Here is a 16,778-nt window from a genome sequence, read left to right as displayed (position 1 = left end):
ATGGGATGAGAGTTTCCGTTGTGGGGTGCGGTTACCTCGGGGCCGTGCACGCCGCCTGTATGGCCGAGCTCGGGCACGAGGTGGTCGGCATCGACGTCGACGCCGCGAAGATCGAGATGCTCGCCTCTGGCAAGCCCCCGTTCTTCGAACCCGGCCTCCCCGAACTGCTCACCTCGGCCATGGCATCCGGCCGCCTCACCTTCACCACCGACATCTCGGAGGCCGCCGGCGCGACCGTGCACTTCGTCGCCGTCGGCACCCCGCAGCTCGGCGACAGTAACGCAGCCGACCTGCGCTACGTGGATGCCGCGGTCGACGCGCTGCTCCCGCACCTCGCCGCGGGCGACCTCGTAGTCGGCAAGTCGACCGTGCCGGTCGGCACCGCGGCCCGCCTGGCCGACGTCGTCGCGGCGTCCGGCTCCGGGGCGACGCTCGCCTGGAATCCGGAGTTCCTGCGCGAGGGATTCGCGGTGAAGGACACCCTGACGCCCGATCGCCTCGTCTACGGGATCGGCCAGGACGATGCATCCGCCGAAGCCGCCCTTGACGGCGTCTACGCTTCCGCCCTCGCCGGCGGAACGCCCAAGGTCGTCACCGACTACGCGACCGCCGAGCTCGTCAAGGTCGCCGCCAACGCCTTCCTCGCCACCAAGATCTCGTTCATCAACGCGATGGCCGAAGTCGCCGAGGCCACCGGGGCCGACGTCACCCAGCTCGCCGACGCCATCGGCTACGACGCCCGCATCGGCCGCCGGTTCCTCAACGCCGGCCTCGGCTTCGGCGGCGGCTGCCTGCCGAAGGACATCCGCGCGTTCATGGCCAGGGCCGAGGAACTCGGCGTCGACCAGGCGCTCAGCTTCCTGCGCGAGGTCGACAGTATCAACCTCCGCCGCCGCGAGCGCATGGTCGACCTCGCCACCGAGGTGGTGGGCGGCGACCTGCGCGGCAAGAACATCGCCGTGCTCGGCCTCGCGTTCAAGCCCGACTCCGACGACGTGCGCGACTCGCCGGCACTCGACGTGGCCATCCGGCTGGCCGAACTCGGCGCGCACGTGATCGCCACCGACCCGGAGGCCGTCGAGACCTCGCGCCGCCGCTACCCGGACGCCGACTACGTCACCACCGCAGAAGAAGCGGTGAAGGGCGCAGACGCCGTGCTGCTGCTCACCGAGTGGAAGCAGTACCGCGAACTCGACCCCGAGGCGGTCGGCGCCCTCGTCGAACGCCGCGCGATCGTCGACGGGCGCAACTGCCTCGACCCCGCCGCCTGGCGCGGCGCCGGGTGGACCTACCGGGCGCTCGGACGGCCATGACCGACGCGCCGATCGTCGGGGTCATCGGCGGGGGCCAGCTCGCCCGCATGATGATCCCCGCCGCCCTCAGCCTCGGCATCGAGCTGCGCGTGCTCGCCGAAAACGACGGAACTCCTGCCGGGATCGCCGCGACGGCGGTCGGTGACTACCGCGACGCCGACGACGTCCTTCGTTTCGCCGACACCGTCGACGTCATCACGTTCGACCACGAGCACGTTCCGCAGGCCGTGCTGCGCGAACTCGTGGAGCGCGGCATCGCGGTGCGTCCAGGGCCACACGCGCTGCAGTTCGCCCAGAACAAGCTGAGCATGCGCGAGCGGCTCGGCGAGCTCGGCATCCCGATGCCGGACTGGGCCCGCGTGCAGACGGCGGCCGACCTCACCGCGTTCCTGGCCGACCACGGCGGCCGCGCCGTGCTCAAGACCGCGACCGGCGGCTACGACGGCAAGGGCGTGCGCGTCGTGTCGTCGGCCGACGACGCCCGCGACTGGCTCGACAGCGGCGACGACCTGCTCGTCGAGGAACTCGTCGAGTTTCGTCGTGAGCTCGCCAAGATGGTCGCGCGGCGCCCCTCCGGCGACATGATGGAGTGGCCGGTGGTCGAGAGCGTGCAGCGGAATGGCGTGTGCGCCGAGGTCATCGCGCCCGCCCCCCGCTCTGCCGGCAGGGTCGCCGACGTGGCATCCGACATCGCCAGGAGCATCGCCGAGAACCTCGACGTCACCGGCGTGTTCGCGGTCGAGCTGTTCGAGACCACCGACGACCGGGTGCTCGTCAACGAACTCGCGATGCGCCCGCACAACACCGGGCACTGGACCATCGACGGCTCGACCACCAGCCAGTTCGAGCAGCACCTGCGCGCGGTGCTCGACCTGCCGCTGGGAGCGACGGGATGCCGCGACACGTGGTCGGTGATGATCAACGTCCTCGGGGGGCCGCAGGCCGGATCCCTCGCCGACGCACTCCCCGCCGCGCTCGCCGACCAGCCCATGGCGAAGGTCACCCTGTACGGAAAGGAGCCGCGCCCCGGCCGCAAGGTCGGCCACGTCACGGTGGGCGGCGACGACCTCGACGACGTCGTGTGGCAGGCCCGCTCGGCCGCCGTGCTGCTCGGAACCGACACGCCGCTCGAGTCTGCCGTCGAATTCCCGGCGGATGGCGGGACGGACGGCACGGCGTGATCGGAGCCACGACGTGACAACTACAGTGGCAACCATGCCTGAGCCGATCGTCGCCGTCGTCATGGGATCGGACTCCGACTGGCCGGTCATGAAGGCGGCCTACGAGGTGCTGCGCGAGTTCGGCATCGAGGTCGAGGTCGAGGTGCTCTCGGCGCACCGCACCCCCGAGCGCATGATCGCGTTCGGCAAGGACGCGGCGGCACGCGGCATCCACTCGATCATCGCCGGAGCCGGGGGAGCCGCACACCTGCCAGGCATGCTGGCCTCGGTGACGACGCTGCCGGTGATTGGCGTGCCTGTTCCGCTGTCCCGCCTCGACGGCCTCGACTCGCTGCTGTCGATCGTGCAGATGCCCGCGGGCGTTCCGGTGGCGACGGTGTCGATCGGCGGCGCGCAGAACGCGGGTCTGCTCGCGATCCGCATGCTCGCGGCATCCAACCAGGCCCTTACTGCCAGACTCTCTGAACACCAGGCGCAGCTGGGGGAGCTCGTCGATACGAAGAATGCGACGCTCAAATCCTCCCTGTGACAACCCCCAGCCCCGTGAGGCACCCCGACCTCCGGTCACCTGGCACGATGACGAAGCGTGCGTGGTGGCTGGTCGGCCTCAATTTTCTCATTCCCGGCTCCGCGCAGCTGCTCGCCGGCAGCCGCACGCTCGGTCGCTTCGGCGTGCGCGCGACGTTCTCGCTGTGGACCGCGGTCGCCGTAGGCGTCGTCGTGTTCTTGCTCTGGCCGACCCCGATCTACTGGGTCGCGACCAACGTGATCGCGCTCACCCTGCTGCAGGTCGTGCTCGCCGCGTATGCCGTGCTGTGGGTGGTGCTGACCATCGACACGCTGCGGCTGGTGCGCATCGTCCGCGCCTGGCCGAAGGCGCGGCCGGCGATCGCCGCGCTGTCGGTCGGGCTGCTCGTGCTGAGTGCGGGGGTGGTGGGCTACGGCTCGATGGTGGCCGGGGTCACCCGCGACACCGTGTCGTCGATGTTCGCCGACGGCAACTACCAGGACCCGGTCGACGGGCGCTACAACATCCTGCTGCTGGGCGGTGACGCCGGGCCCGACCGCACCGGCATGCGACCGGACAGCCTCTCGGTCGTGAGCATCGACGCCGACACCGGGGCGACCACGATGATCGGCGTTCCCCGCAACTTCGAGCGCGCCCAGTTCTCCGAGGGATCTCCCCTGTGGGGCGAGTTCCCCGACGGGTACGACTGCGGCGACCTGTGCCTCGTGAGCTACCTCTATACCTACGGCATCGAGCACCCGGAGCTGTACCCAGAGGCAGAGGCGAACGGCAGCAACCCCGGCATCGAGGCGACGCGCGACGCCGTCTCCGGCATCACCGGGCTCACCCTGCAGTACTACGTGCTCGTCGACATGCAGGGCTTCGCCGACCTCATCGACTCGCTCGGCGGCATCGACATCGACGTGGCAGAGCGCTTTCCCTACGGCCCCATCACCTCGACCGAGCCATACGGCTACTTCGAGGCCGGGGTGCAGCGAATGGATGGCGCCGCCGCCCTCTGGTACGCGAGGTCGCGTTTCGAGGCATCCGACTACGACCGCATGGAACGCCAGCGGCAGGTGCAGGAGGCGATGCTCGCGCAGTTCGAACCCCGCAACGTGCTGAGCAAGTTCCAGGGCATCGCCGCCGCGGGATCGCAGGTGGTGAGCACCGACGTGCCATCGGGCATCCTGCCCCGCTTCGTCGACATGGGAACGAAGGCCAGGACGCAGCCGATCACGACGCTCGAGCTGGTGCCCGACCTCGTGAATACCAACGAACCCGACTACGAGTACATCCATGCGCTCGTGCAGCAGACGCTCGCCGCCGCCGTCGCCGCGGGGTAGGGGCGGGGGCGGGCCGACCCGCGCGGGGTCGGGACTGGACGCTACAGCCGGGCGGGCCCAGCCGCTACAGGTCGGCGTGCAGCTGCCAGACGCGCTGGGCGGAGTCGCGCCAGCTGAACGCGCGGGAACGGTCGCGACCGGCGACGCCGAGCCGCGCGGCCCACGCCGCGTCGCCGACGACCGATGAGATGGCCGCCGCGAGCCGGTCGGGGTATTCCGCCGCGTCGTCGGACGGCACCGTGATGCCGGCGCCCGCCGCGACCTCGACCACCGCGGGGTCCTGCGAGTGCACGACGGGCGTGCCGAAGCGGAATGCCTCGAGTACGGGCAGCCCGAATCCCTCGCCGAGGCTCGGGAACGCGAACACGGCCGCGCGGTCGAGTGCGACCGAGAGGTCGTCGTCGCTGACCGTGCCGAGGTGGATGACGCGTTCCGGCGCCACCCCGGCCTCCGCAGCCACCGCGCTGACCGTCTGGTCGCGCCAGTCGCCCGCCCCGATGATGACCAGCGGGAGTCCCGCGTCCTGCTCGGTCGCGAGGGACTGCAGGAGCGCGCGCAGCTGCTTGCGGGGTTCGAGGGTCGCGGTCGTGAGCACGTAGCGCTCGGGGAGTCCGAGCGCGTCGGCTCTGGCATCCACATCGTCGCCCACGGTGAGGCGCTCGCTCGCCGCCCCGCCGATGACGCGGATGCGGTCACCGAAGTCGACGAGCTCGCCGAGCTGTGCGGCGACCGTGTAGGTGGGAACGACGACCGCGTCGGCGTAGCGGGCCGCGCGCTTGACGGTCGACTTGTGCCAGGCGACCTGGCGTGGAGTCATGCTGTCCGGGTGCGTCCAGGCGACGACGTCGTGCACGGTGACCGCGGTCTGGTCGCCGATCGAATTGACGCTGTCGTGCCGGGCGAGCGGGGCGAGCAGGCTCGGCGCGTGCACCATGCCGCTGCCGGGCAGCCGGGTGAAGCCGCGCTGCCAGGCGAGGTACAGCTCCCGGCGGGCAAGCGCGCTCTTGAACAGGTGCGACATGCCGGGGAGCAGTTCCCGCAGCCGGTCGTAGTCGGCCTCGGGTGACGCGGAGACGACCCCGCTCACCTCGCAGTCGAACGGTGCGGTGGCGATCAGTTCCCGGGCCAGCTCTTCGGCATACCTGCCGACACCTGTGGATGACGGAGCGATGACCTCGTCGACGATGACGCGCAGCGTGGTCGTCACGCGGTCGGCGCGCTCTCGGTGCGGGTAGCGCCATCGCGCACGGCACCATCACCCACTGCGCCGACGCGCACGGCCTCGGCCAGTGCCTCGCGCCAGTCGCGCAGTGGCGCGATGCCCGCGGCCAGCCACGCGTCGTGGCCGAGCACGGAGTATGCGGGGCGGGGAGCGGGGCGCACGAATGCCGCGCTGTCGGTCGGAGTGACCCGCTCCGGGTCGAGGCCGGCCTCGCTGAACACCGCGCGGGCGAAGTCGAACCAGCTGCCCTGGCCCGAGTTGGTGCCGTGGTAGACGCCGAAAGGGGCGTTCGCGTCGAGCATCGCCACGATCTGCCTGGCGAGGTCGAGGGTCCAGGTGGGCTGGCCGACCTGGTCGGTGACGACCGACACTTCGTCGCGCTGGGCCGCGACCCGCAGCATGGTCGCCGCGAAGTTGCCGCCGTGCTGGCCGTAGAGCCAGGCGGTGCGCACGATGTAGCTGCGGCCGGGGTTGCCCTCGGCGACGAGGCGCTCCCCGGAGGCCTTGGTGCGGCCGTATGCCGACACCGGGTCGAGCGGGGTGGATTCGGGGTACGGCGTCGTCGCCGTGCCGTCGAAGACGTAGTCGGTGGAGACCTGCACCATGATCGCGCCCGCGGCGGCGGCGGCACGCGCGAGGTTGCCGGCGCCGGTGCCGTTGATGGACTCGGCGGTTGCCTCGTCGTATTCCGCGGCGTCGACATTCGTGTAGGCGGCGGCGTTGATCACCACGTCGTGGCCCGCGACCGCGGCGGCGACCGCGTCGGCATCGGTGATGTCGAGGTCAGCGCGCGTGAGGGCGGTGACGTCCCGTGCATCGAGGGCGGAAATGAGGTCGTGGCCGAGCATTCCGCCGGCTCCGGTGATCAGGTATCGCACGCCCTCGACCATACCCGCACTCGTGTGGCCACCCCGGAGGGCACCGCCGTGCGGCCGCGAATGCGCGGCCAGGCGCGGTGCCCCCGGGTGGACCGTGGATGCTACAGCGCGGCGCGCTCCTTGAGGGGCTCCCACCACTGGCGGTTGTCGCGGTACCACTGCACGACGTCGGCGAGGCCCTGCTCGAACGGGACGCGCGGCTCGTATCCCAGCTCGGAGCGGATCTTCGAGATGTCGACGGAGTAGCGCAGGTCGTGCCCGAGGCGGTCCTGCACCCGGTCGACGTACGACCAGTCCTTGCCGGTCGCGTCGAGCAGCAGCTGGGTGAGCTCCTTGTTGGTCAGCTCGGTGCCGCCGCCGATGTTGTAGATCTCGCCGGCGCGGCCGCCGGTGAGCACCATGGCGATTCCGCGGCAGTGGTCGTCGACATGCAGCCAGTCGCGGATGTTGTTGCCCTCGCCGTAGAGGGGTACGTGCTTGTCGTCGATGAGGTTCGTGACGAACAGCGGGATGACCTTCTCGGGAAAGTGGAACGGCCCGTAGTTGTTCGAGCAGCGCGTGATCGAGATGTTGAGGCCGTGGGTGCGGAAGTAGCTGCGGGCGAGCAGGTCGCTGCCGGCCTTCGACGCCGAATAGGGGGAGTTCGGCTCGAGTGGGCGCTGCTCGTCCCACGAGCCCTCGGCGATCGAGCCGTAGACCTCGTCGGTGGAGACGTGCACGAATCGCTTGAGGTCGGATCGCAACGCGGCATCCAGCAGCTGCTGCGTGCCGAGCACGTTGGTCTCGACGAAGATCGACGCGTCGCGCACCGAGCGGTCGACGTGCGATTCGGCCGCGAAGTGCACCACGGCGTCGACGGTGGGCAGCAGTTCGTCGAGCAGCGTCGCGTCGCGGATGTCGCCCCGCACGAAGGTGTAGCGGGGGGAGTCGGCGACGGATGCGAGGTTCTCGAGGTTTCCCGAATAGGTGAGCGCGTCGAGCACGACGACGTCTGCGCCCTCGAGCCCTTCATAGGCGTCTTCGATGACGCGCCTGACGAAGTTGGAGCCGATGAAGCCGGCTCCGCCGGTGACGAGGAGTTTCATGGTCAGATCCTTTGCCTGGTCGGCCGGGGCCGACGACTGTTCGGTGGATGGGCGGATGGGTTCGTGGTGGTGCAGGGCGTGGAGTTCGTGGTGGCGCGAATGGTGGTGGGGCTCAGTGGTGGTGCAGGTCAGTGGTGGTGCGACTGCTTGACGGTGCGGCGCACGATGGCCGAGCGGATGCTGAGGCTGATACCGAGCGCGACGCGCACCGGCCAGAGCAGCGGGCCGGCGTACTTCTTGCCGAGAAAACGGCGGGCGCTGTCGTGGTGTGCCCGCACCATGGCCGCGGAATCCTCGGTGGTCGAGTGCGCCCCGCTGTGGGTCGCGCCCGACAGCGGCTCGTACACGCTGCGGTACCCGGCCTTGCCGAGCCGGTAGCCCAGGTCGACGTCTTCGAAGTACATGAAGAAGCCGGGGTCGAAGCCGCCGATCTCATCGAACGCCGACCGCCTAACCAACAGGCACGCGCCAGACAGCCAGCCGGCGTCGCGACCGTTCGCCGAGCCCGCGTTGTCGTTGCGGTAGGCGCGGGTCCACGGATTGTCGAGCCAGATGTTCGCGAACAGGGCGTGCCCAACTCCGGTGCGCAGCGACGGCACGGTGCGCGCCGACGGGTACAGCTCGCCGGTCGGGGTGTAGATCGCCGGTCCCACCGCTCCGATGCGCGGGTCGCTGTCACCGCGGGCGAGCAGCGCGTCGATCATGCCGTCGTGCAGCACCACGTCGGGGTTGCTGATGAGTACCCAGTCGATGGACGGTGCGAGCCCGGCCACCGCCGCATTGATACCGCCGCCGTATCCACGATTTGACTCCTGCGGAAGGTAGGTGGCGCCGGCCAGCGCGGTCAGCTCGGCCACGTCGTTCGGCGGCGTCGGCTTGTTGTCGGCGACCACGACGAGGGGTGGGGCGATGGATGCCGCGGCGACCGATTCGAGGAATCCGCCGAGCACGGCCGACGACCCGAAACTGACGGTCACCACGGCCACGCGGGCGTGGGCAGCGTCGGGCGTCGAAGAGGTCATGGAGCCGCAATACTATCGGGAGGCGCGCCGTCGGCCCCCCGCGACCGGCCCGGGAACGGTGTCCCCCGTAAGCTTCATGCGTGCAGATTCGCGAACTCTCCATCCCCGGCTCTTTCGAGATCACCCCGATCCAGCGCGCGGACGACCGTGGTGTCTTCCTCGAGTGGTACCGGTTCGACCTCCTCGAACAGGCCCTCGGCCACTCCCTCGACCTCAGGCAGGCGAACACGTCGGTGTCGAAGAAGGGCGTCGTTCGCGGCATCCACTTCGCCGATGTTCCGCGCGGGCAGGCCAAGTACGTCACGGCGACGCACGGTGCGGTGCTCGACTACGTGATCGACATCAGGGTCGGCTCGCCCACGTTCGGCCAGTGGGATTCGGTACTGCTCGACGACGTCGACCGTCGCGCCATCTACCTCGCCGAGGGCCTCGGCCACGCATTCGTCGCCCTGACCGACGACGCCACCGTGAGCTACCTCGTCTCCGACACCTACAACGCGCCGGCCGAGCACGGCATCAACCCGCTCGACGCCGACGTCGCCCTGGTGTTCCCGCCCGAGGCGGGCGAACTGCTGCTGTCTCCCAAGGACACGGATGCGCCGTCGCTCGCAGAGGCCGCGGCGAGCGGGCTCCTCCCGCAGTGGGACGACATCCAGAAGTTCTACGCGTCCCTCGACGGAAAGGGCAACTGAGCATGCGCGGCATCATCCTCGCCGGCGGTTCCGGCACCCGGCTGTGGCCCATCACCAAGGGCATCTCGAAGCAGCTCATGCCCATCTACGACAAGCCGATGATCTACTACCCCCTGTCGACGCTGATGATGGCCGGCATCAACGAGATCCTCATCATCACCACCCCCGAGTACAGCGACCAGTTCCAGGCGCTGCTCGGCGACGGGTCAGCGCTCGGCATCCGCCTCGAGTACGCGGTGCAGCCGTCGCCAGACGGCCTCGCGCAGGCGTTCATCATCGGTGAGGAGTTCATCGGCGACGACAGCGTCGCGCTGGTGCTCGGCGACAACATCTTCCACGGGGCCGGCCTCGGATCGTCGCTGCGCGAGCACGGCGAGATCGAGGGTGCGCTGATCTTCGCGTACCACGTCTCCAACCCGCGCTCCTATGGAGTGGTCGAGTTCGACGACGATTTCACCGCCGTGTCGATCGAGGAGAAGCCGACCGAGCCGAAGAGCAACTACGCCGTTCCCGGGCTCTACTTCTACGACAACTCGGTCATCGAGATCGCGAAGACGATCGAGCCGAGCGCCCGCGGCGAGCTCGAGATCTCGACCATCAACGAGCGCTACCTCGACGCCGGCACCCTCAAGGTGCAGGTGCTCGATCGCGGAACCGCGTGGCTCGACACCGGAACGTTCGAGTCGATGCTGCAGGCCACCGAGTTCGTGCGCGTGATCGAGGCCCGCCAGGGCTACAAGATCGGTTGCATCGAGGAGATCGCCTGGCGCGCGAAGTGGATCGACGACGCCCAGCTGCGCGAGATCGCCCAGCCGCTGCTCAAGAGCGGCTACGGCGAGTACCTCACGGGGCTGATCGGCCCCGGAAGCAGCTGAGCCGGGCGCAATCGAACCGGGGCCGGCTGAGCCGGACGTCGGCGTCCGCTCGACCCACGTTCCCCTGACGGGGGGAGTAGCAGAACAACCCCAGACCTGAGCCGTGACATACCGCTGTGCTATGGTCGCGCTAACCGCATTCGGGGGAATGCGTATCAGGTCTTGGGGGAGATTCTGTGGCTGCTTCATCGCGTTTTTGGCGTGCATCCGTAGCGTTCGTCGGGGCCGTAGCGCTCGTCTCGGTCGGGGCCGTTTCGGCCAGCGCGCAGTCGACCGGCAGCCCGGAATCGGTGGCGTCGTCCACGGTCACGGCGGCTTCGGCATCCACTGCAGGCGGTGACATCCAGGTCAGCCGCATGGCCGGCACCGACCGCTTCGCCGTCGCGAACGCCGTCTCTCGCCAGGCGCACCCGCAGGGTGCCGGCACCGTCTTCATCGCGAGCGGCAGCAACTTTCCCGACGCCCTCAGTGCGGGGCCGGCCGCCGCCCACCGCGGCGCACCCCTGCTGCTCACCACGACCGGGTCGCTGCCCGCATCGGTGCGCGACGAGATCGAGCGCCTGGCACCGTCGACCATCGTGATCGTCGGCGGCCCTGCCTCCGTCTCCTCCGCCGTCGAGGGCACCCTGCGCACCCTCACCCGCACCGTCACCCGCATCGGCGGCGCCGACCGCTACGCCGTCTCACGCAACGTCGCCTCCTACGCGTTCGGCTCCGGCTCGCCCGTCGCCTACCTCGCCACCGGGCGCAACTACCCGGACGCCCTCTCCGCGGGCTCCGCCGCCGGCTCCACCCCAGGTCCCGTCATCCTCGTCGACGGGGCCGCAGCGACGCCCGGCGCCGAGACCACCGCCCTCATCGACCAGCTCGGCGTCACCACGGTCAAGGTCGCCGGCGGTCCAGCCTCGGTGTCCGCCGCGCTCGTCTCCTCGGTCGACAGGTCGGTCGACCGGGTCGTTCGCCTGTCGGGCGACGACCGGTTCTCGGCCTCCGTCGCCATCAACGCCGACGGCTACCGCGCCAGCTCGACCGCCTACATCGCCACCGGACACAACTACCCCGACGCCCTCGTCGGCTCGGTGCTCGCCAGCAAGAACAAGGCCGCCCTCTACCTCGTACAGTCGCGGTGCATCCCCGAGCAGGTGCTCGAGGAGTTCGCCGCGATGAAGACCACCCGGGTCGTGCTGTTCGGCGGCGAGGCATCCCTCGCCACCTCGGTCGCGCAGCTGGTCTCCTGCGACAACGTGGCCGCGGCACCGCCCGCAGCCCCGCAGCCGGCGGCGCCGGTGGTGACGCAGCCCGTGGTGACCCCGCCCGTGGTGACGCAGCCCGTGGTGACGCCGCCGGTCACCGCCCCGCCGGTGGTCACTCCGCCCGTGGTGACGCAGCCCGTCGTCACCCCGCCGGTGGTCACGCCGCCTGTCGTCACGCCGCCCGTCTCGACCCCGCCCGTCTCGACCCCGCCCCGCACCGGCACGCCATCCGCGTCGAACACCGGGCTGCTCCCCGGCACGAAGCTCACCGTGCACAACGGCAACCTCAAGATCACCACCCCCGGAACCGTCATCGACGGCATGGACATCCGCGGCAAGGTCTCGGTCGACGCCCCCAACGTGACGATCAAGAACTCCATCGTCCGCGGGCCCGCCGGCGGCTTCACCGGCTCATCCGGACTGATCACCGCGACCTCCGGCCAGCCGGGACTCGTCATCACCGACGTCGAGCTCGCGCCGACCGTGCAGAACGGCTACGCGAACGGCATCATCGGCCATAACTTCACCGCGACGAGGCTCAACATCCACCACGTCATCGATGGCGTTCACATCACCGGCTCGAACACGACGGTCGAGGCATCCTGGATCCACGACCTGCTGCACTACGACAGGGACCCCAACCAGGGTGGAACGCCGAGCCACGACGACGCCATCCAGGTGCAGGTCGGCGACCGCATCCGCATCGTCGGCAACCACCTCTCGAGCGCGAAGAACGCGGCGCTGATGGTCACCCAGGATCGCGGCACCGTCTCGAACCTCGAGTTCTCGCGCAACTTCGCCGACGGGGGAGCGTGCACGGTCAACATCTCGGAGAAGGGCAAGGGGGCGATCAGGGGAACGGTCATGCGTGACAACGTGTTCGGCACGAACACCCGCAACCCGAACTGCCCGATCATCTCGCCCGTCACCACCGTCATTCAGGTCTCGAACAACGTCTTCACCACCGGCGCGGTCGCGTCGGTGCGCCGGGGATGAGCGACATGGCGGCCGTGACGACGGGCGCGGCAGGCGCCGGGGGCGGCAGTGGGGTTGAGCCCGTCGCCGCGGTCGGTGTCGGCCGTCGTCGTCGCGGATGGAGCGCGCGGGTCGCGATCGTCGCGGCACTCGCCATGGCGTTCACCTCCCTCGGCGCCACTGGGGCGAACGCCGCCTCGCAGCACGACGAGGTCGCCGCCAGCACCAACGCCGAGCGGGCGGCGGTCGGGCTCGCCCCGCTGCAACGCGATGTCACGATGGATGCCGCGGCTCAGGAATGGGCCAACGTGATGTCTTCGCAGCAGCGGATGTTCCACAGCACGAACCAGTGGCGGCAGGACCGCATCCCCGCCGGATGGGACACCCACGGGGAGAACGTCGCCTACGGCTTCTCCAGCGCGTCGGGCGTGATGAACGGCTGGATGAACTCGCAGGGCCACAAGGACAACATCCTGCAGTCCCGCTACACCCGCATCGGCGTCGGGTACGTCGCATCGGGCAACTACTGGGTGCAGATCTTCGCCGGGTACCCGAACGATCGCAAGCCGCAGCTCACGGCGGCGCCGACGCCCTCTGTCGCGGGCACCGCCACGGAGGGGCAGCGCCTCACGGTGAACGCGGGAAGTTGGGCACCGTCACCGGTGACACTCGCTTACCAGTGGAGGGCCAACGGCGTACCGATCTCGGGCGCCACCGGCGGCAGTTACACGCTCACCGCCCTCGACGTCGGCGCGGCGATCACCGTGACCGTGACCGGATCGCGCAGCGGTTACAACTCCGCCGTGCGCACGAGCGCTGCCACCGCGGCTGTGAAGACCAGGCTCTCTGTCTCGCGCATCTCGGGCAGCGACCGATATGCCGTCGCCAACGCCATCTCGCAGCGCGCGTTCCCCGGCGGCGCCGACACCGTCTACCTCGTCACCGGCGCCAAGTACCCCGACGCGCTGAGTGCCGCACCCGCCGCCATCAGCCAGGATGCGCCGCTGCTGCTCACCGCGCCGGGCGAACTCGTTCCCTCGGTGCGCGACGAGATCCGCAGGCTCGGACCCGACACCGTCGTGGTGGTCGGCGGGCCGGCGTCGGTATCGGACGCCGTGATGGCATCGCTGCGCGAGATAGCCCCGACGGTGCGACGCATCGACGGCCCCGACCGGTTCTCGGCGTCGCGGGCCATCGCCGACTACGCGTTCGGCGACGGCGCGGCATCCGCCTATGTCTCCACCGGCACCAACTTTCCCGACGCGCTCTCCGCCGGATCTCCCGCGGGCGCCACGAACTCCCCGGTGATCCTGGTCAATGGGGGAGCCGGCTCGGCCGACGGCGACACCCGCGGCGCGCTCGACGAGCTCGGCGTCTCGTCGGTCCGCATCGCGGGCGGCCCCGCGTCGGTGTCATCGGGCATCGAACGCAGCCTCCAGGCCTCGGGGCGCACGGTCACGCGCCTGCAGGGCGCCGACCGGTTCGCGGCATCCATCGCCATCAATGCCGACGCCAGGGCGACCGGCACCTACCCGCGGGGCTCGACGGTGTACCTCGCCACCGGCATGAACTTTCCCGACGCGCTCGCCGGATCGGCGCTCGCCGGTCGCAACTCCGCACCGCTCTTCGTGATCCCGCCGTCGTGCGTGCCGCGCGGGGTGCTCGCCGAGATCGCCGCACTCGGGTCGACCAATGTCGTACTCCTCGGCGGGCCGGTGTCGCTCAGTGAACAGGTCGCCGCGATGGTGCCGTGCGGGCCATAGCCCGCGTACACCGCGCTGCCCGCTCTCCCTCTTCCTACAACTTCTCTTCTTCACACCCGTGAACCACAAATGAATGCAAGGCCCACCATGCGCAGTCGTTCCCTCGCCACCCTGACCGTGATCGCGCTGTGCGCGGTCGGCGGGCTCGTTCCCGTCGCCGCGTCGGCAACGGAGCGCCCCGCCCTCAATCCGGCATCGGCGCCGGAATCGCCCGTGCGGGTCGACCTGACCCCCGCCGAGGTTCCGCAGCTGGAGTCGTATGCCGTGGAGTCCTACGTCGCCGAGGCCGCCGAGCTGCCGACCGAGCTGGCTGCCGCACTGGAGCGCGACCTCGGGATCTCGAGCGCGGAATACCTCGCCCAGGCGGATGCCGCGGCCGACGCATCCACCATCGCCGACTACCTCACCGATGAGGGCATCGACGTGCTCGGTTCGCGGCTCGACGGCACCACCCTCGTCGTGAACGTCGCAGACGAGGAGGAGGCGACGCTCGTCGAGGCCACCGGAGCCGTCGCCGAGATCGGCGCCCCCGTCGCCGAGCGCGACTTCAGTGCGCTGGAGCTCGAGGCGCTCGCCGAAGACCTGGTCGGCGGCACCGCGTACACGTACCTCAACGGCGGCTACGGTTTTCGATGCTCCGTTGGCTTCACCGGCCGCAGCGTGACCACCGGCGCCTCCCAGTTCGCCACCGCCGGGCACTGCGAGGGAGATGCAAACAGCTTCAAGGCATTCCGCCAGACCGCTCCTGGGTCGATTGGCGCAACCGGCCCCGTGCTGGGCGGCCCGGTAGCGAATACCTTCGCGTTCGGCCTCGGTTACGACGTCGGGGTCGTCACCGCAAACGCCACGTCGTTCACGTCGGTGCCGCAGGTCGCGACCTGGGGCGGCGGCACCGGGGCCCCGATGAGTTCCGCGCCCGTCATCGTCCGCGACCAGATCGCTGCAGTCGTCAATGCAAAAGTCTGCAAGTCAGGTAGTACCACCGGCTGGACCTGCGGCACGATCCTGGCCGTCGACCAGGATGTCGACGTCGACGGCAAGAAGGTCAACCTCGTCGTCTCCGACGCCTGCATGCTGCAGGGCGACAGCGGCGGCAGCGCGCTGGTGGGCTCCGCGGCGATCGGCATTAACTCGGCGGGTGGATTCAGCGGCTCCTGCGACCGCACGAACCAGCCCAACGCCGTCTCGGCCTTCTTCCCCATGATCTCGTTGGCGGGCAAGCCCAGCGTCACCAAGCAGCTGGCCGGCAAGTGGGAACTGGGTGTCTTCTCCGAAGCGCCGTCCATCGTCGTGCCCGCCGTCGGCGCGTCGGCGGCCGTGGGGTCGGCGATGAGCGGACAGCTGCTCAACTTCAACGCCGGGCACTCGGTGGCGATCAAGTTTGCGTCGGAATACACGCCCCGCACCGCAAAGGTGCAGACGAACGGAACCTGGTCGGTGAGCCTCGTCGGCCTGCCGGAGGGCCGCCACCCCTACACGATCTCGTCGACCTGGGGCACCGCGAACGTGTCGACCCCGGTGGATGGCACCCTCACGATCGGCAACCCGCCGACGCCGACCCCCACGCCGACGCCCACTCCCACTCCCACTCCGACGCCGACGCCGACCCCCACGCCGACGCCCACTCCGACGCCGACGCCGACGCCGACCCCCACGCCGACGCCTACCCCCACGCCTACCCCGACGCCGACCGCGCCCACGGTCACGCGCATCAGCGGCGCCGACCGGTTCGAGGTCGCCGTCAACGTCGCGAAGAAGGCGTACCCCGACGGCGAGGTGCCCGTGGTGTACATCGCGACCGGCACCAACTACCCCGATGCCCTCAGTGCGGGGCCGGCAGCAGTGGAAGACGGCGGACCCCTCCTCCTGACCTACCCGGGTGAGCTTCCCAAGTCCGTGGTCACCGAACTGCAGGGGAGTCTCAAGCCCAAGAAGATCGTCATCGTCGGTGGGCCGAATTCCGTCTCCGACGTGGTGCTGAACCAGCTCAAGGCGATGGAGTTCAGACCGCAATCAGGAGCCGTGTTCTCCCCTGAGGTGCTTCGGCTCACCGGCAAGGACAGGTTCGAGGCCTCCCGCGCGGTCGTCGAGTACGCGTTCGGCGACCAGAACCCGTACACCGTCGACGCCGACACCGCCTACGCGGTCACCGGCTGGAACTTCCCCGACGCGCTCTCCGCGGGTGCTGCCGGCGGATCGATCGGCGCCCCGATCGTCCTGGTCAACGGCGTCGCCTCCAGCGCCGGAAGCGAGACCACCAGCCTCATGAGAGCGCTCGGCGTGACCACCGTCAAGATCGGCGGCGGGGTGAACTCGGTCTCGACCGGGGTCGAGCAGTCCCTGCGCACCTCCGGCACCACCGTGGAGCGATTCGCGGGCTCCGACCGGTTCGCCGCATCGAGGAACATCAACAACGACGTGTTCACGACGAGCGACACCGTCTACCTCGCCACCGGCTACAACTACCCAGACGCCCTCGCGGGCTCCGCCCTGGCCGGCAAGGTCGACGCGCCCCTCTACGTGGTGCCATCCAACTGCGTGCCGAAGGGCGTGCTCGCCGACATCGACGCGCTCGACGCGACGAAGGTCGTGCTGCTGGGCGGGCCGAACACGCTCACCTCGGCGGTGATGAACCTCACCCCGTGCGGCTTCTGACCGACGCCGC

13 protein-coding genes are annotated in these 16,778 nt (G+C 69.9%); 9 read left to right on the top strand and 4 right to left on the bottom strand.

Translation table 11 applies throughout. The annotated features are described in order from the left end of the window. The first annotated feature begins 5 nt into the window (after positions 1 to 5). From G5S38_RS06335 to G5S38_RS06320, 4 genes are read left to right on the top strand one after another with little or no spacing between them, the layout of a single operon-like run. Complete coding sequence (locus tag G5S38_RS06335) at positions 6 to 1,313, top strand: UDP-glucose dehydrogenase family protein (RefSeq protein WP_165066021.1); 1,308 nt, start codon at positions 6 to 8, stop codon at positions 1,311 to 1,313. Then, the gene (locus G5S38_RS06330) at positions 1,310 to 2,494 is read left to right on the top strand and encodes a 5-(carboxyamino)imidazole ribonucleotide synthase (RefSeq protein ID WP_165066018.1); all 1,185 of its coding nucleotides are present in this window, start codon (positions 1,310 to 1,312) and stop codon (positions 2,492 to 2,494) included. Before G5S38_RS06335 ends, G5S38_RS06330 begins: the two co-directional genes overlap by 4 nt. A 34-nt stretch (positions 2,495 to 2,528) precedes the next feature. Then, a complete protein-coding gene (gene purE / locus G5S38_RS06325; RefSeq protein ID WP_201276606.1) occupies positions 2,529 to 3,023 on the top strand; it encodes a 5-(carboxyamino)imidazole ribonucleotide mutase in 495 nt (164 codons plus the stop codon). Between the two features lie 47 nt (positions 3,024 to 3,070). Beyond that, the gene (locus tag G5S38_RS06320) at positions 3,071 to 4,348 is read left to right on the top strand and encodes an LCP family protein (RefSeq protein WP_235928937.1); all 1,278 of its coding nucleotides are present in this window, start codon (positions 3,071 to 3,073) and stop codon (positions 4,346 to 4,348) included. A gap of 64 nt (positions 4,349 to 4,412) precedes the next feature. On the opposite strand, the gene G5S38_RS06315 is transcribed toward G5S38_RS06320, so the two are convergent. From G5S38_RS06315 to G5S38_RS06300, 4 genes are all read right to left on the bottom strand, one after another. Next, positions 4,413 to 5,555, bottom strand: a complete 1,143-nt coding sequence (locus G5S38_RS06315) for a glycosyltransferase family 4 protein (protein WP_165066012.1) — start codon at positions 5,553 to 5,555, stop codon at positions 4,413 to 4,415. Beyond that, a complete protein-coding gene (rfbD, locus tag G5S38_RS06310) occupies positions 5,552 to 6,448 on the bottom strand; it encodes a dTDP-4-dehydrorhamnose reductase (RefSeq protein WP_268921046.1) in 897 nt (298 codons plus the stop codon). Before rfbD ends, G5S38_RS06315 begins: the two co-directional genes overlap by 4 nt. 101 nt (positions 6,449 to 6,549) lie before the next feature. Beyond that, on the bottom strand, positions 6,550 to 7,533 hold the full coding sequence (gene rfbB, locus G5S38_RS06305; RefSeq protein WP_165066006.1) for a dTDP-glucose 4,6-dehydratase: 984 nt from the start codon (positions 7,531 to 7,533) through the stop codon (positions 6,550 to 6,552). A 128-nt stretch (positions 7,534 to 7,661) separates the two neighbouring features. Continuing rightward, entirely contained in the window at positions 7,662 to 8,555 is an 894-nt protein-coding gene (locus tag G5S38_RS06300; protein ID WP_165066003.1) for a glycosyltransferase family 2 protein, read from the bottom strand. An 80-nt stretch (positions 8,556 to 8,635) separates the two neighbouring features. On the opposite strand from G5S38_RS06300, the gene G5S38_RS06295 reads away from it, so the two are divergent. The 5 genes from G5S38_RS06295 (at position 8,636) to G5S38_RS06275 (ending at position 16,768) form a co-directional block, all read left to right on the top strand. After that, the gene (locus tag G5S38_RS06295; protein WP_165066000.1) at positions 8,636 to 9,247 is read left to right on the top strand and encodes a dTDP-4-dehydrorhamnose 3,5-epimerase family protein; all 612 of its coding nucleotides are present in this window, start codon (positions 8,636 to 8,638) and stop codon (positions 9,245 to 9,247) included. Positions 9,248 to 9,249: 2 nt separating this feature from the next. Further along, positions 9,250 to 10,122, top strand: coding sequence for a glucose-1-phosphate thymidylyltransferase RfbA (gene rfbA / locus G5S38_RS06290; protein WP_165065997.1), 873 nt, complete (start codon positions 9,250 to 9,252; stop codon positions 10,120 to 10,122). 176 nt (positions 10,123 to 10,298) lie between these two features. Then, positions 10,299 to 12,371, top strand: a complete 2,073-nt coding sequence (locus G5S38_RS06285) for a cell wall-binding repeat-containing protein (RefSeq protein ID WP_165065994.1) — start codon at positions 10,299 to 10,301, stop codon at positions 12,369 to 12,371. Positions 12,372 to 12,376: 5 nt separating this feature from the next. After that, entirely contained in the window at positions 12,377 to 14,113 is a 1,737-nt protein-coding gene (locus tag G5S38_RS06280; RefSeq protein WP_165065991.1) for a cell wall-binding repeat-containing protein, read from the top strand. Between the two features lie 87 nt (positions 14,114 to 14,200). Continuing rightward, complete coding sequence (locus G5S38_RS06275; protein WP_165065988.1) at positions 14,201 to 16,768, top strand: cell wall-binding repeat-containing protein; 2,568 nt, start codon at positions 14,201 to 14,203, stop codon at positions 16,766 to 16,768. The last annotated feature ends 10 nt before the right edge of the window (positions 16,769 to 16,778 follow it).

The organism is Marisediminicola senii (assembly GCF_011057645.1).
Classification (GTDB): domain Bacteria; phylum Actinomycetota; class Actinomycetes; order Actinomycetales; family Microbacteriaceae; genus Marisediminicola; species Marisediminicola senii.
This window is presented reverse-complemented; position numbering and strand designations above follow the sequence as displayed.